Raw genomic sequence first — 15,750 nt, forward strand, 5'->3', positions numbered from 1 at the left:
AATGCGGGCAGCAATAGTGGAACGAAAAAACTTGGGGCGAAACGGTTCCAGCGGTGAGTTGAATCGCTGAAGGAGAAAACGAAATGGGCAATAACGACAAGCAGAATGTCATAACAGTGGCTGAGGCTGGAACCCTGGGCGGGCTGTTCCGTGCGCGTGTGGCGAGATCACCCGACTGGGTCGCGTATCGGCACTTCGACGAAGCCAGCGGCCAATGGAAAGACACCACCTGGGCGCAGATGGCCGCCGAAGTGGGTCGCTGGCAGATCGCCATGGAGCGCGAGGGTCTGGTGGCGGGTGACCGCGTGGCGATCATGATGCGCAACTGTCGCGAGTGGGTCATGTTCGATCAGGCGGCGATGGCATTGGGGCTGATTACCGTGCCGGTCTACGCTGATGATCGTGGCGGGAATGTCGCCTACATACTCAACAATTCGGGCGCCAAGCTTCTGGTCATAGGGGGTGCTGAAGAGTGGGAACGTGTCGCTGATGTACGTCAGGAGATGTTGGGTGTACGGCGCATAGTAGCCGTTCGCAGTTTGGGCATACCCTTGCCGGACGATCGTCTGACGACCAGGGACGAGTGGTTGCCCTCTGAAACCACTGAAGTCCGCACATCGAGTGCGAAACCGGGAGATCTGGCCTCCATCGTCTATACGTCAGGCACGACGGGTTTCCCCAAGGGGGTGATGCTGAGCCACAACAACATGGTCACCAACGCGTATGCCGCCTCCAAACTGATCCATGTCGATGAAAATGATCTGATGCTCTCGTTCCTGCCGCTCTCGCATACGCTTGAGCGCATGGGTGGCTATTATTTCCCCCTGATGGTCGGTGCCACGGTGGCTTACGCACGTTCAATCCTGTTGCTGGGTGAAGATCTGCTGACGATACGCCCCACCGTGCTCATCAGCGTACCGCGTATCTACGAGCGGGTGTACGCCAAGATAATGGCGGGACTGGAGGAGAAGGGTGGGCTGGCAAAGAAGCTGTTTTTTGCCGCCGTCAACGTCGGTTGGACCAAGTTCCTACGCGAACAGGGAAGAGGCCCCTGGAAGCCGTCGCTGCTCGCCTGGCCGATACTCAAGGCGCTGGTTGCCGGCAAGATCACCGAGAAACTGGGCGGGCGCCTCAGGGTGGCGATCAGTGGTGGAGCACCGCTGACGCCCGATATTGCCCGCACCTTTATTGGCCTCGGCGTCCCCATACTTCAAGGCTACGGCCTCACCGAAAGTTCACCGGTCATTTCCGGCAACCGTATCGAGGACAATGTGCCCGAAAGCGTGGGAACCGTCATCATCGATGTGGAGGTAAAGATCGGAGACAACGATGAACTGCTGGCGCGTGGTCCCAACATCATGCTCGGCTACTGGGGTAATGAAGAGGCGACCCGGCAGGTGCTCACCGAGGATGGGTGGCTGAAAACCGGTGACAAGGCGCGCATCGATGAAACGGGCCATATTTACATCACCGGCCGTATCAAGGAGATTCTGGTATTGAGCAACGGTGAAAAGGTATCGCCCGCCGATATGGAGATGGCGATTGCGATGGATCCATTGATCGAACAGGTGATGATCCTCGGCGAACAACGCCCCTACCTGAGCGCCCTGTGTGTACTGGACGCGGAAAGATGGCGGGAGTTTGCCGTTGAAAACGGTCTCGATGCTAACAATCCCTCGGTGTTGCAGGATGAGAAGACCGAAAAACTGGTGCTTGAGCGCATCGCAGGGCAGGTGCGCATGTTCCCGGGTTACGCGCAGATCCGGCGTATCTATCTGAGCCTGGAACCTTGGACAGTCGACAACGGGTTGCTCACGCCAACGCTGAAGTTAAAGCGGAATAAAGTAATGGAACGCCTTGCAGAACCCGTGAAAGAACTCTACCAGGGGCACTGATCGAGCAGTGCCGCCGCGGTAGGGAAGTGGAAAGAGCAAACCGGTGTAAAGGAGATCGATGTCATGAGACGCTGGCTACATGCGGTCACTCTGGTGCTGTTGGCGCAAAGCGCGGGTTGGGCCGCCGCCGTGGAGATAAAAGGGGTTTCGGTTCCCGAAACCGCAAGGATCGAAACCGTGGATCAGGTGTTGTCGCTGAACGGTGCGGGCATACGCAAGAAGTTTTTCGTCAGCGTCTATATTGGTGCGCTGTATTTGGTGGAGAAAAGCACATCCGCAGATGCCATTATCGCTGCCGATCAACCGCGCCGTATCGCCATGCACTTTCTCTACGACAAGGTGGAAGCCGCCAAATTGCAGGAAGCGTGGTTAGAGGGCTTTCAAGCCAACATGAAGGCGGAGGAGTTCGAGCGCGTGAAACCGCGGCTGGAGAAGTTCAATGGCTATTTTGGCGATGCGGTGAAAGGCGACGTGATTCATCTCGACTATATCCCTGGCGTCGGGACACGGGTGCTGGTCAACAGTGAAGTGAAGGGCACCATTCCGGGGGCGGATTTCAGTCGTGGACTCATCAGCGTGTGGTTGGGCAGCCAACCGGTCACCGAAGGTTTGAAAGAGGCGATGCTGGGGAAATAGCCGTAGGAGCGGCGATGGGTACCGGCACTGCATTCGCGGCTTCCGCCGCTCCTACGAATTGACCGTCACGAATTGAGCGGAGGCGGCGGATCAAACGCCCGATCTTCCTGGCCTTCGATAATCGGCTTGATCACGATATCAACCCGTCGATTCAGGCGCCGGCCTTCGGGATTGCTGTTGGAGGCACGCGGTTCGCGCTCGCCGCGCCCTTCCATCAATACACGGTCCCGCGGGACGCCCTGCTGTATGAGGTGGCTGGCCACGCTCGACGACCGCCGCTCGGAGAGTCCCTGATTGTAGGCGTCCGAGCCGGTACTGTCGGTATGGCCGACGACGTGGATCACCGTCTTGTCGTAACTTTTCAGCACTCCGGCGATCTTGTTGAAGGTATTGAGCGAGCTGGATTTGAGATCGGAGCGATCGACGTCAAAGGTGGCCTCGCTGGCGACCCCTACCTTGAGACTGTTGTCGGATAAGCGGGTGATCCGAAGCTCCTCGCGTTCCTGCTCGGCCTGGAGTTTGGCCTCCAGCTCCGCCTGCTGCTTGTCCATGTAGCTGCCGACGGCGGCGCCGGCCATGGCGCCGATAGCGGTGCCTATGATGCGGCGCTTCTTCCTGTCGTGGCTGGACTGATTAGCCAGCACGGCTCCGACCAATGCACCTACAGCTGCCCCGGTTTTGGCGCGTTTGTTGGGATCGTCCGCGGCACAGGCCACCAGACTGACCGCGATGCCGAATACCGCGGCTTGTTTCCATAGATTCATAGATTCACTCCTCCAGAGGAATTGATGTGCCAACGGGTGGATACCCGATGGTCCGAATAGCATGGGGTAAACACCCTGAACAGTCGGTGAATGGTCTCTTGGGTCAAAGATAACGCATTCGGTGAGGTGCTCGATACGACATATTTCCCCAGGATTTGCCGTGCGACTAGGCCCCCTCTCGGCATCTATGGAATAATTGCCCCCTTCGTGCCGCCGATAACGCGATACGGCACACAGTTCACAGTATAGGAGCGGATCAACACAATGGACGAGAACCGGAAAAAGGCGCTCTCAGCGGCGCTGACCCAGATTGAACGGCAGTTCGGCAAGGGGTCGGTGATGCGCATGGGCGACGTAGGCGCCATAAGGGATGTGGAGGTGATATCCACGGGTTCACTGGCCCTGGATATCGCACTGGGTGTCGGTGGGCTGCCCCGGGGCCGTGTGGTGGAGGTCTACGGACCGGAGTCCTCCGGCAAGACGACTTTGACCCTGCAGGTGATTGCCGAAGCCCAGAAACTGGGTGGCACCGCGGCCTTTGTCGACGCTGAACACGCGCTCGATCCGGGATATGCCGAGAAGCTGGGGGTCAACGTCGACGAGCTCCTGGTTTCGCAGCCCGATACCGGCGAGCAGGCGCTGGAGATCGCCGACATGCTGGTACGTTCCGGCGCGGTCGATATTGTGGTGGTCGACTCGGTCGCCGCCCTGACCCCCAAGGCCGAGATCGAAGGCGAGATGGGTGATACGCACGTGGGGCTGCAGGCGCGTCTTATGTCCCAGGCGCTGCGCAAGCTGACCGCCAATATCAAGCGCTCCAATACCCTGGTGATCTTCATCAACCAGATCCGCATGAAGATCGGCGTCATGTTCGGTAATCCGGAGACGACGACGGGCGGAAATGCGCTCAAGTTCTACTCCTCGGTGCGGTTGGATATCCGCCGCACCGGCGCCATCAAAAAAGGCGACGAGGTGGTCGGTAACGAAACCCGTGTCAAGGTGGTCAAGAACAAGGTGGCCCCGCCGTTCCGTCAGGCGGAGTTCGAGATACTTTACGGCGAAGGCATCTCGCGCGAAGGCGAGATCATCGATCTTGGCGTGCAACACGGTTTTGTCGACAAGGCGGGCGCCTGGTACAGCTGCAATAGCGACCGGATCGGCCAGGGCAAAGACAATGCCCGTCAGTATCTGAAGGAGCATCCCGAACTGGCAGCGGAGATCGAAGGCAAAATCCGTGAGAAATTGCTGGTCAAGGTGCCGCCCAGAACCCGTGAAGAAGAGGTCGAAGCCTAGCGCGGAAGAGCCACCGACCTCCGACGAGGTGCGGGAGGCGGCACTGCGTTTACTGGCCAGGCGTGAACATTCCCGCAAGGAGCTGGGCTGGAAGCTCGAGGCGCGGCACTGGCCGGCCGAGCTGGTGATTCCAGTCCTTGACCGATTGGAGGGCGAGCGTCTGCTGAGCGATGCGCGTTTTACCGAGGTCTTCGTCTGGTCCCGTCGCGAGCGCGGCTATGGCCCGCTCCGCATCCGCGCCGAGCTGAGGGAGCGGGGCGTGGAGGCAACGCTCGTCGAAGCGGCGCTCGAAGGTGATGACGCGGAGTGGGGAGGCAGGGCCAGGGAGCTGTGCCGGCGGCGCTTCGGTGATAAGGCGCCCGCCAATTGGGACGAGCGCGCCAGGCGGGGCCGCTACCTCGCGCATCGCGGATTTTCTTCCGAACAGATTCGTTACGCATTGGATACGCGTGATGTCGATTGACCTATAGGATTGCAGATTCGCAATTACGTATGTGGCTGACGGGTAGGGTATGAAAAGCAGCATTGAGATTCGCCAGGGATTTCTGAATTACTTCAAAGAGAATGGCCATGAGATCGTTTCCAGCAGTCCGCTGGTGCCTGGGAACGATCCCACTTTGCTGTTTACCAACGCGGGGATGGTCCAGTTCAAGGATGTATTTCTCGGTCAGGACAAGCGTTCCTATGTGCGCGCCACCACCTCGCAGCGTTGCGTGCGTGCCGGCGGCAAGCACAACGATCTGGAGAACGTGGGCTACACCGCGCGTCACCACACCTTCTTCGAGATGCTGGGCAACTTCAGCTTTGGTGACTACTTCAAGCGCGAGGCGATTCGTTACTCGTGGGAATTTCTCACGCAGGTGGCGGGACTCCCTGCCGAGAAACTCTGGGTAACGGTCTATCAGGATGACGATGAAGCGGCAGACATCTGGCTCCAGGAGATCGGGGTCGATCCGAGTCGCTTTGCCCGCATCGGTGACAAACCGGGGGGCAAACCCCACGAGAGCGACAACTTCTGGGCCATGGGTGATACCGGTCCCTGCGGTCCCTGCTCCGAGATCTTCTACGATCACGGCCCGGAGATCGCCGGCGGTCCGCCCGGATCTCCCGACGAGGATGGCGACCGCTACATCGAGATCTGGAATCTGGTGTTCATGCAGTACAACCGCACCGCGGACGGCACCATGCATCCGCTGCCCAAGCCATCGGTGGATACCGGGATGGGTCTCGAGCGTCTCGCGGCAGTGCTGCAGGGAGTGCACAGCAATTACGAGATCGATCTGTTTCAGCACCTGATCGCCGCAACGGCCGATCTGGCGGGCGTGAAGGATCGCAACAACAGTTCGCTGCGCGTGATCGCCGATCATATTCGTGCCTGCGCGTTTCTGATAACCGACGGCGTACTGCCTTCCAACGAGGGGCGCGGCTACGTATTACGGCGCATCATCCGGCGCGCCATCCGTCATGGTCACAATCTGGGGCTAAAGGAGCCCTTTTTCCACAAGCTGGTGGGCCCCCTCTGCGAGGAAATGGGCCAGGCCTATCCCGAGTTGATCAAGGCCCGCGAGCAGGTCGAGAAGGTGCTGCGCCTGGAGGCTGAACGGTTTGCCGAAACCCTTGACCAGGGGATGCGTATCCTCGAGGAGAGCATTGCCGGGATGAAAGGCACTGAGATTCCCGGAGACACGGTGTTCCTGCTCTACGACACGTACGGGTTTCCGGTCGATCTCACCAACGACATCGCGCGCGAGCGCAAACTGACGCTGGATATTGAAGGCTTCGAGCGCAACATGAGCGCTCAGCGCGAACGTGCGCGTGCCGCCAGCCAGTTCGGCGTCGACTATGGCGCCATGCCGGAAATGTCGGTGGCATCGGTATTCAACGGCTACGATCGCCTGAGCGCGGAAGGCAAGGTTGTTGCGCTGTTTCGCGGCAACGAGGCGGTGGAGCAGTTGACCGCGGGCGAGGAGGGCATGATCGTGCTCGACAGCACGCCCTTCTATGCGGAATCCGGTGGGCAGGTCGGGGATCGCGGTGAACTCACCGCGAACGGCGCCGTATTTGAAGTGGCGGATACCCTCAAACAGGGAGGCGCCCATGTCCACGTCGGGCGCCTGACACAGGGAACGGTCAAGCGGGGCCAGCAGCTGTCGGCGACAGTGGATGGGCAGGCCCGCCAGGCCACGGCTCTCAACCACTCGGCCACTCATCTGCTGCACGCCGCGCTGCGCCAGGTGCTGGGCAGCCACGTGACGCAGAAGGGTTCGCTGGTATCGCCCGATCGCCTGCGCTTCGACTTCTCCCATTTCGAACCCGTGACCATGCAGCAGTTGCAGGAGATCGAGCAGCTGGTCAACGATCAGGTGCGTGTCAACACCGATGTCGATACCCAGGTAATGAGTTACGACGATGCCGTTGGCGCCGGAGCGATGGCACTGTTTGGGGAAAAGTATGGTGACCGGGTTCGTGTGCTGCGCATCGGTGATTTCTCCACGGAGCTGTGTGGCGGCACCCATGTGAAACGCGCGGGCGATATCGGCATCATCAAGATCGTCTCGGAGGCCGGTATTGCGGCCGGCGTGCGGCGTATTGAAGCGGTGACCGGCGCCGCGGCGCTGCGCTGGATCGAGGCGGCCGACACCAAGCTGCAGAAGGTTGCCGAGTTGGTGAAGGGCGGGCGCGAGGATATCGAAGAGCGCGTACGCCAGTTGCTGGACCGAAATCGCACCATGGAGAAAGAGATCGAGCGCCTGAAAGACAAGCTCGCCAGCTCACAGGGCGGAGATCTGGCCACGCAGGCGATCGATATGCAGGGAGTCAAGGTCCTGGCGGCGCGCATGGATGGCGCCGATGCGCGCGCCTTGCGCAGCACGGTCGACCAGCTCAAATCGCAACTCGGCAGCGCGGCCGTGTTGCTGGCGGGTGTCGAGGACGGCAAGGTCAATCTGGTCGCCGGTGTCACCAACGACAGTACCGGCCGCATCAAGGCCGGAGAATTTCTCAACCAGGTGGCGACGAAAATCGGCGGTCGCGGCGGCGGACGCCCCGATATGGCGCAGGGCGGTGGCAGTGATCCCTCCGCCCTCGATGGCGCGTTGGCCGCGGCACTGGATTGGGCCAGAGAGCAGTTAAGTTAAGTCTGTGATCCCTTTATTCCGGATGGGTTTTATCGTTTAATACCCCCCTTTTTGGCGCGGCGCATTCCATGGCACTCATCGTACAGAAATATGGCGGTACCTCGGTAGGCACCACCGAGCGTATCGAGCTCGTGGCCGAGAAGGTCATCGACTACCGCAATCGCGGCAACGACGTGGTCGTGGTCGTCTCCGCCATGAGCGGGGAGACCGACAGGCTGATTGGACTTGCCAGGCAGATCGAGCAACGCCCCACGCCGCGTGAGTTGGATGTTCTGCTCTCCACCGGTGAGCAGGTCACTATCGCGCTGCTCAGCATGGCGTTGGAGAAGCGCGGCTGCCCGGCCCGCTCCTACACCGGGTACCAGGTCCATATCCAGACCGACAACGCCCACAACAAAGCGCGCATCCAGAAGATCGAGGCCGAGCGTATCCAGCGCGATCTGAAAGAAGGGCGTGTCGTGGTGGTCGCCGGTTTCCAGGGGGTGGACGAAGAGGGGAACATCACCACGTTGGGACGCGGTGGCTCCGATACCACGGCCGTGGCGCTTGCCGCCGCCCTCAAAGCCGATGAATGCCAGATATTCACCGATGTGGATGGCGTCTACACCACCGACCCGCGCATCGAACCCAAGGCACGGCGTCTGGCACGTGTCACCTTTGAAGAGATGCTGGAGATGGCGAGCCTGGGATCGAAAGTGCTCCAGATCCGCTCGGTCGAATTCGCGGGCAAATACAATGTCCCGCTCCGCGTGCTTTCCACCTTCCATGAGGGGGAAGGGACGCTGATCACTTATGAGGAAGAACAGATGGAAGAGGCACTCGTTTCCGGCATCGCGCACAATAAAGACGAAGCCAAGCTCACCGTCATCGGAGTGCCGGATCGCCCCGGTATCGCCGCCAGTATCCTGGGCCCCATTTCCGCGGCCAACATCGAAGTGGACATGATCGTCCAGAACGTGGGGCAGGAGAACACCACCGATTTCACCTTCACCGTGAACCGCAACGATTTCGAGAGAGCCGCTGAGATTCTCAACGCGACCGCCAAGGAGCTGGGTGCCAAAAACGTCGTCGGTGACGCGGGTATCGTCAAGGTCTCGCTGGTGGGTGTGGGAATGCGCTCCCACGCCGGAATCGCCAGCAAGATGTTTCAAGCCCTGGCCAAGGAGGGCATCAATATCCAGATGATCTCCACCTCGGAGATAAAGATCTCAGTGGTTGTCGATGAGAAGTATCTGGAGTTGGCGGTTCGAACCCTGCATCAGGCGTTTGAACTGGACAAGGGTCCGGTGGGAGCGTAAGTACCTATTTTTCCGGAAGATAAGTAGGTTTTATCGAATAGCCGCCAGGCAGGGTTTATTTGCCACGCATGCGCTATTAGCGGATATACTGATAGATGTAATAGGTTGCGGGAACAACACCAACTAATACCCGCGTGTTGCGCCAAGGCGCTAAGTTGACATAGCTGACAACGGGAAACCTGGGTGGAGACCCGGACAAGGAGTGAACAATGCTGATACTCACTCGCAGAGTAGGTGAAACCCTCATGATCGGGGATGAAGTGACGGTCACCGTACTTGGAGTAAAAGGCAATCAGGTACGCATTGGAGTTAACGCTCCGAAAGAGGTAGCGGTACATCGCGAAGAGATCTACGAACGTATTCGTAAGGAACAGGACGACGACGCAAAAGGCAATTACGGCGCGTAGTCATCGGTAGCAAAGGTCACGAAAGCAGTGATCAAATAGGCTTTACGAACTGCAGCTGCCTCGCTATCCTTTGCAGCCTGTACGCCAGCTTCCATGCTGGCGGCTTCTTTTTGGAGAGATGGCCGAGCGGCTGAAGGCGCTCCCCTGCTAAGGGAGTATGGGGTTTATAGCTCCATCGAGGGTTCGAATCCCTCTCTCTCCGCCAAATTAAAATGGGACCCGTAGCGGTCCCTTTTTTTATTCAGCTGGCGGTACTGGATTCGAATCCTCGATGGAGCGTCTCAATCAGCCGGGTTCGATCAGGAGCGTAGACGCCACAGCATGAGCCGCACAGCTCGCGAGGGGTTTTGAGATAGGTTCGAATTACGAGGCGCCCGTTGCTTTTCTTGCAGGACAATGCACAACGATGCATAACTGGACCCCGCAAATCTTCCGCACAATGAACACCCTCAAGGTGCGGATCAAAGAGCAGAGATGACAATTTCACATTTCATGATAACGATGCGAGGGGTCTCGGCAGCGTGGCGGGAACGGGCTTCCAGTTTGGTGCTGGTATTGCTGCGGCGATCCGTTCCGCCAGAGCACAACCTCGGGCAATGCGATCCCGGACCGAGACCCCACCCTGGTAGTTTGCCTCTAAATGCAACCCGGGCAGTTGTTGCAACTGTCTCGCTATCGCCTGTAGCCGTGCCCGATAGGTACCATGATAAAGCGGCAAGGCTTGCCGGTGGCGTTCAATACGAACCATTTCAGGATCACCCTTGAGCCCCAGCAGCGGCTGCAAAGCGCCCATTGTTTCGTCAATCATGCGTTCATTGTCCCACGCCAGTGCCTGAGGCAGGCGTGCGCCCCCCACATAAGCCGTTAGCAATGCCTTACCGGGGGGTGCCCGGTCCGGAAACAGACTGCTCATCCATAGGTTACCGCTGATGGATAGCCCCGCCTGCCGAGGTGTGAGAAATCCAGTTCCGTCCAATGGATGATCAATTGCGGCACGATCAAAGCCTAAATGGACAACACCCAATGGTGCGTATCGAATGCCTTGCAGCAATGCCGCCAGTTCGCTATCCAAGGGATCGAGTAAGCGCGCTGCGACGGGGGCTGGTGTTGCCAGCACAACCTGGCGTGCGTTTACCGTTTGTTCACCACTGGCGGTGGCAGCCGTTACCTGCCAGTGGTCATGTCGCTTGATCAAACCCCGTACACGGTGCCCGGTGCGCACAAAGATGCCTGGGGTCTCAGCCAGGGTATTCACCAAGGTGCTCATACCACCTTGAAATGAGAAGGTGTCCGTGACACAGCCCGTTTTTCGTCGCAACAGGCGGTTCATTAGAATCCCGCCAGCGATACTGCCATAGCGATACTCTAATGCGGTCAGCCGGGGTAGAGTTGCGGTAGCACTGGCGTGGTTGGCGTCAGCTGCCAGGGTGCCGGCGACAAAGGGCTCAAAGGCCTTATCCAGAGCCTCTGACCCCAGGCGCCGGGTAATGAACTGGCTGACGGATTCCTCTACATCGTGGCCCGCTGGCATAAAGGGTTCAGCCAACAGACGTAGCTTGCCACGCAGACTCCACAACGGGGAACACACCAGCCCCCCAAGGCGCATCGGTAAGGCCTTTAATTCACCTTGATCCAGCAAGTAGCGGCGCGCCTCGACAGTTATGTTGCGGCGGGTCTTTTTCGACTCCAGCGCTGCGCCCCGAATTAGTTCGCTGACCTCGGGACGGAAGTTCATGAGCAGCGCAGCGGAACGTTCGGTCTGATAACCATCCTGACAATTGCTCTGAATCTTGCCGCCGACACGATGGTCGGCCTCCCAGACTGCAACGCGATAGCCGTGTTGTACCAACCACCAGGCCAGGGACAGCCCGGAGATACCACCACCTGCAATCAATACATCAGTGTCACGCATGTTTCATAATTGGTCGAGAATAGCGATCTGTGGGTTGCATCGTAGGTATGAGTCACATTCAGTGTGCTGTCCCAAAATCAGCCTTCGTTGACCTGACCGACCGGAGGAGATCTACCGGAAAAACCTGCTGTAAATACGTCCTGGTACGCTCGACGGTCGCATCCCTGCGGCCGATGGTTCTCTGCGGTGTGTCCCGGCCGATCACGGAAATCGACAAGTCATTAAGGTAACAGTAAATCAGGTAACGACCTTTCCTCGCGGTCTGTCTTTTCCAAAACGTTTCTCAGCCAAGGTGGTGAGATGTTGCGCGGTGACCTCATGTCCACCACGCTCGCGCACGTAACCCTCCGCGCGCTTTTTCACCATCTTGCGCAAGAAGCCTGGGATACGCGACAAACGCCGTTGCGCCTCGCTACTCCAGGCAATTTCCGTCTCCCGCTCAACATGGGGGCTGATTACCTCACCACCCACCGGCACGTAACTGCACCAAGGATCGGAGGCCATTAGTCCCCCTTCATGAGCCAAGGCGCGGGCGCGGCAACCACCGCATAATTGGGTGTACTCGCAGCGGCCGCATTTGCCACTGAGCTTGGGGATACGCAATTGTTGGAATACCGGGGTTTGATCCCAAATATCCCAGAATGGCTGGCGGCGAATATTGGCCATCTCATCGGCAATATAAGGACAGGCGGTAATGCCACCCTCCGGGGTGACGCGGCAGTAATGGGTACCGGCGAGGCAGCTTGCGCCGTCGTAGCCCTGCACCCTGGTCAGCAATGAATCCGGATTGCGCTGATGGGCAACGCGCTGGAAATGGGGTGCGCAGCGGGCGCGGATGATCAAGTCCGCGCTGTTTTCCTGGGCCTCCAGTATCTGCTTCAATACCCGCTCATAGGCGGCCGGGCCGATGTCGGTCATGGACTCGCCTCGTCCGGTGCATACCAGGAAGAAAAAGTTCAGCACCTTGGCGCCGGTAGCGCGGGCAAATTGGATCATGCCCGGTACTTCGTAGGCGTTGTCCTCGGTGACGGAGCAATGGATCTGGAACGACAGGCCATGACGGCGGCAAGCCTCGATGCCATTCAGGGTTTTGTGCCAGGCACCGGGGCGACCGCGGAAGTCATCGTGTTTTTTCGGATCAAGTGAATCCAGGCTGATACCGCAACCCATGGCACCCGCAGCTTGCAACGACTGTACCCGTTTGTCAGTGAGCAGCACGCCATTGGTACCCACCACCATGAACAAGCCCAGTGCGCTACCGTGTTTCAGCAGGGCTTCCAGATCACGGCGCACCAGCGGTTCTCCGCCGGTCAACACCACCATGGTCTCGACACTACGGGAGGCCACTTCGTCCAGCAAATGGCTCACCTCCTTGGTGGTTAGTTCATCCGCAGTGCCGTACCGCAAGGTATCCGCATCTAAATAGCAGTGGGCACAACGCAGATTGCAGCGACGGGTGAGGTTTACTGCCAGCAGGTAGAGATCGTTGTCAGTAGATAGGCTCATGACCAATTGTTACGTGAAAAAAAACAAGTTGTCGTAGGGTCTAACCGGTGAACTGTTTTAACTTGGCAGGTGGTGCGTGAAACGCGCCCTGCTAAACAATGAGGGCTTTTCATTTGTACGCCATCCTGCAAGTTCAATCCGATGTACCGGTTGCACCCTACGCGGTCCGACGCGGGTCACTGGGGTCCAGATGAAACTGTCCCTGCTCCGCCCACTGATTCTTCACGGTTTGTACCGCCTCTTCTTCGACCCGCTCGAACCCCTGGCGCTGAGCCCAGGCCTCAATTTCTTTTACCAGCATGCCGCGGATCATGTCGGGGGCTTTGGCAATGCGTGCCCGTGCGGCGTTGTCCCAGGGCATGGTTTCCTCCGCGACCTTGGCGCCGGCCGCGAAGGTTTGCATAAACTCCTGTACGAAGCTCAGCTCTATTGTACTTACGCCCCTTTGCCGGGCGATGGTCTCCGCTGCCTTACGAGTCATGTCACGACAGAAGCCTGGTGGAACCCGCGCAAGCTCGGCGGCGGCCTTTTCTGTCCATGGAAGAGTAGGATCGGATTCGACGATCGATTTTTTATTATTCGAATCTGACCCTATTTCTGTACTGGTGAACGGGCATTTGCTTGGTTTGGGACCGGATTGCGGCGCGGGCGCCGCTCCGGCAGATCTCGATTGTTCATTCTCCTGCTGCGCCGTCTCCATGGACTTGCGTGCTTCGACTAAGCCGGCTTCAGCAATCTCCAGCGAGATTTCACTAATGTTGCGGCTGCGCGCATACGACTCGATTCGGTCTTTGGACTTGTCGCGCATGAAGCCTTCAGGCACACGCATCAGACGTGCCAACGCAGCGGCTCGCCAGTGCAACGGAAAAACGTGGTCAGATTCAATAATTGGTTGTTGGCTATTCGCGCCTGACCCTTTTCTCGTCCTACCCAGAAAACCCTGGATATGTCGTTTCTCTACCCGACCTGCACCTTCTGTGCGTGCTTTCTTCTCCGCGCGCATGCGCAGATTTACCCGTACCGCCGTATCACTGACCGTACCGAGGAGGGTCTGTGCTTCATCACTCCAGGCCATAGTTGTGCCGATTTCCGGTTGGCGTTCGCGCGACTGGCCGATCTCTCCGGCATCATAGGCCGTAACAATTTCTTCCATCGCCTTTTCCGCATGTCCCGGCATGAGTTGTGCGGTTGCCGCTTCGACAATGCGTTCGGTAATGACCGTGTGTCCGTGTGCTTGCGCATAGCGCAAAATGGCCATACGCGCCATGTTCTGCACAAACGACGGCACTTTGCTCATGCGCTGCTCGGCTTCGGTGGTCCAGGATGTCGTTATCTCGGCAACGACATCGACGCGTGGTTGATGTGTGCGTTGACTGAGCAATACCGCGCAGTCTGCGTCGCTGAGCAGATTTTCCGCATTGCCGCCGATGTCCAAATCGGGATCGGCATGAATGCCCACCTTGCCCAATACCAATAATGATGGCTTGATCTTGCGCAGGTACTTGGCGATGGCGTCGTGGGGTTTGCCCGTCAGCAGCTCGGTCTCCACTTTCAAACCATGTTCGAGGGCAATCGTCTCGGCAACTTCCAGATGTCCCTGATAGATCTTGGCAAGTCCGTTATCGATGATTTCTTCGTGTAGTTTTTCCTGTTCCTTGAAGCGGAATACCTTGCCGGCCTCTTCCGACAATACGCTGGCGATGCGGTTGAATGCGACATAGTGATAATAGGGATCGAAGGCCGCAACGATCTTTATCCCCATATGCCACTGTTGCGCAAAAGACAGGGCGGTCAGCAAACCGCCATAGGACCGTGAACTCCCATCCACCGCAACTACAATCGGGCCTGCAGCGATCGACCTGTCCGGATCTTTGATCACCAGTGTGTCGATATCGGAGCGACGTACCACACGCTGGCACACGGTGCCGAGGCGGCTGTCCTGCACCGCGCCTAAGCCCGATGCGCCGATGACCAACAGGTCATAGCGACCACTGTTGGTTTCGTTGACTAACTGACGGTAGTTCTTTCCTTCCAAGGCGCAGCGCACGAACGGGACGCCGGCGTCGCCGCAAATGTGTTCCACCTGATCCAGATAAGAGTCTGTGATAATGGACAGACCCCGGCTGATCAGATCATCGTGTGTATCCCGCTGTCGTTCCAACTCCTGTTCTTCACGGAACTGTTGCGGCAGGCCGCCCTCCATTTGCCGGAAACGCACATCGTGCATCTTGGCGGCATATACATGGGCGCCGGTGATCTTTGCGCCGTAGGCCTTTGCCAACGTAGCGGCTTCCTGGGTAGCTCGGTTGGCATGATCCGAGGAATCGGTCGCCAGCAATATCCGTTGATAGCGGGGTAGCCGGGCCTGCTCGGTTTCTTGTTTTTCTACTTGGGTCAATGTCTGCACAGTCGTGTCCTTCCGACCTCAACGCAACACCCAATGCATGATGATCAAGCTCACAACAATCATGTTAATCAGACCGCCGGTGAGCACGACATAGTCGAATGCGGTAAGACCTGACAATCGTCTCAACCCTAGTTTGCAGGCTATCGAAAAAAATATATTTGTCATTTTCTAGGACGCTCTTTTGAACCCGTCTCAACACGTGGTTCGGCTGTCAAGACCTGGTGCAGGTCAGGTGGTAGGGCCGGGTACGTCACTTACCTGTTCCAGGAATTCACGCATCTCCCCAAGACCTTGAAAGTAGGCCTCACGGCCGTTCTGGACATGCCGGATATGCCCGCGCCACATGGTTACGCCATCCCGCCCGCGTTCCAGCCAGATCCGGGCAACGAAGGATTCCAAGTTGCGTTGTTTCTGCTCTCCCATGAACCGTCAGACCCTCGAAAAATTTGTTGTTATCACGTGCCGGTGACAATCCGGTAACACCCGGAACAGGGA

At 58.3% G+C, this 15,750-nt stretch carries 12 protein-coding genes and 1 tRNA gene; 8 read left to right on the forward strand and 5 right to left on the reverse strand.

Annotation, left to right across the window (positions count from 1 at the left end; genetic code table 11):
* The first annotated feature begins 83 nt into the window (after positions 1-83).
* Both DWQ09_12475 and DWQ09_12480 read left to right on the forward strand, forming a co-directional pair.
* Complete coding sequence (locus tag DWQ09_12475) at positions 84-1,895, forward strand: long-chain fatty acid--CoA ligase (GenBank protein ID KAA3627953.1); 1,812 nt, start codon at positions 84-86, stop codon at positions 1,893-1,895.
* A 63-nt stretch (positions 1,896-1,958) separates the two neighbouring features.
* Complete coding sequence (locus DWQ09_12480; protein ID KAA3627954.1) at positions 1,959-2,531, forward strand: hypothetical protein; 573 nt, start codon at positions 1,959-1,961, stop codon at positions 2,529-2,531.
* Positions 2,532-2,596: 65 nt separating this feature from the next.
* Here DWQ09_12480 and DWQ09_12485 read toward each other — a convergent pair whose 3' ends face one another.
* Positions 2,597-3,295, reverse strand: a complete 699-nt coding sequence (locus DWQ09_12485; protein ID KAA3627955.1) for a glycine zipper 2TM domain-containing protein — start codon at positions 3,293-3,295, stop codon at positions 2,597-2,599.
* A gap of 264 nt (positions 3,296-3,559) precedes the next feature.
* Here DWQ09_12485 and recA point away from each other — a divergent pair, with 264 nt between their 5' ends.
* From recA to DWQ09_12515, 6 genes are all read left to right on the forward strand, one after another.
* Positions 3,560-4,588 (forward strand): recombinase RecA, encoded by a 1,029-nt coding sequence (gene recA, locus DWQ09_12490; protein ID KAA3627956.1) that lies wholly within the window; start codon positions 3,560-3,562, stop codon positions 4,586-4,588.
* 28 nt (positions 4,589-4,616) lie between these two features.
* Positions 4,617-5,051, forward strand: a complete 435-nt coding sequence (locus DWQ09_12495; GenBank protein KAA3627957.1) for a regulatory protein RecX — start codon at positions 4,617-4,619, stop codon at positions 5,049-5,051.
* 49 nt (positions 5,052-5,100) lie between these two features.
* Complete coding sequence (locus DWQ09_12500) at positions 5,101-7,725, forward strand: alanine--tRNA ligase (GenBank protein ID KAA3627958.1); 2,625 nt, start codon at positions 5,101-5,103, stop codon at positions 7,723-7,725.
* Positions 7,726-7,793: 68 nt separating this feature from the next.
* On the forward strand, positions 7,794-9,023 hold the full coding sequence (locus tag DWQ09_12505) for an aspartate kinase (GenBank protein ID KAA3627959.1): 1,230 nt from the start codon (positions 7,794-7,796) through the stop codon (positions 9,021-9,023).
* Positions 9,024-9,232: 209 nt separating this feature from the next.
* A complete protein-coding gene (gene csrA, locus DWQ09_12510; protein ID KAA3627960.1) occupies positions 9,233-9,430 on the forward strand; it encodes a carbon storage regulator in 198 nt (65 codons plus the stop codon).
* A 112-nt stretch (positions 9,431-9,542) separates the two neighbouring features.
* A tRNA-Ser gene (locus DWQ09_12515) sits at positions 9,543-9,635 on the forward strand.
* A 285-nt stretch (positions 9,636-9,920) separates the two neighbouring features.
* On the opposite strand, the gene hemG is transcribed toward DWQ09_12515, so the two are convergent.
* The 4 genes from hemG to DWQ09_12535 all read right to left on the reverse strand — a co-directional run bounded on the left by hemG (position 9,921) and on the right by DWQ09_12535 (position 15,678).
* Entirely contained in the window at positions 9,921-11,342 is a 1,422-nt protein-coding gene (gene hemG, locus DWQ09_12520; protein ID KAA3627961.1) for a protoporphyrinogen oxidase, read from the reverse strand.
* A gap of 237 nt (positions 11,343-11,579) precedes the next feature.
* Complete coding sequence (locus DWQ09_12525; GenBank protein ID KAA3627962.1) at positions 11,580-12,848, reverse strand: radical SAM protein; 1,269 nt, start codon at positions 12,846-12,848, stop codon at positions 11,580-11,582.
* A gap of 157 nt (positions 12,849-13,005) precedes the next feature.
* The gene (locus DWQ09_12530; protein KAA3628032.1) at positions 13,006-15,246 is read right to left on the reverse strand and encodes a universal stress protein UspA; all 2,241 of its coding nucleotides are present in this window, start codon (positions 15,244-15,246) and stop codon (positions 13,006-13,008) included.
* Between the two features lie 237 nt (positions 15,247-15,483).
* Entirely contained in the window at positions 15,484-15,678 is a 195-nt protein-coding gene (locus DWQ09_12535) for a hypothetical protein (GenBank protein ID KAA3627963.1), read from the reverse strand.
* Positions 15,679-15,750: the final 72 nt, after the last annotated feature.

The organism is Pseudomonadota bacterium (assembly GCA_008501635.1).
Lineage (GTDB): Bacteria > Pseudomonadota > Gammaproteobacteria > QQUJ01 > QQUJ01 > QQUJ01.

Coding starts and splice junctions, on each gene's coding strand:
- DWQ09_12475 (KAA3627953.1), top strand. CDS start 84: ATGGGCAATAACGACAAGCAGAATGTCATAACAGTGGCTGAGGCTGGA.
- DWQ09_12480 (KAA3627954.1), top strand. CDS start 1,959: ATGAGACGCTGGCTACATGCGGTCACTCTGGTGCTGTTGGCGCAAAGC.
- DWQ09_12485 (KAA3627955.1), bottom strand. CDS start 3,295: ATGAATCTATGGAAACAAGCCGCGGTATTCGGCATCGCGGTCAGTCTG.
- recA (KAA3627956.1), top strand. CDS start 3,560: ATGGACGAGAACCGGAAAAAGGCGCTCTCAGCGGCGCTGACCCAGATT.
- DWQ09_12500 (KAA3627958.1), top strand. CDS start 5,101: ATGAAAAGCAGCATTGAGATTCGCCAGGGATTTCTGAATTACTTCAAA.
- DWQ09_12505 (KAA3627959.1), top strand. CDS start 7,794: ATGGCACTCATCGTACAGAAATATGGCGGTACCTCGGTAGGCACCACC.
- csrA (KAA3627960.1), top strand. CDS start 9,233: ATGCTGATACTCACTCGCAGAGTAGGTGAAACCCTCATGATCGGGGAT.
- hemG (KAA3627961.1), bottom strand. CDS start 11,342: ATGCGTGACACTGATGTATTGATTGCAGGTGGTGGTATCTCCGGGCTG.
- DWQ09_12525 (KAA3627962.1), bottom strand. CDS start 12,848: ATGAGCCTATCTACTGACAACGATCTCTACCTGCTGGCAGTAAACCTC.
- DWQ09_12535 (KAA3627963.1), bottom strand. CDS start 15,678: ATGGGAGAGCAGAAACAACGCAACTTGGAATCCTTCGTTGCCCGGATC.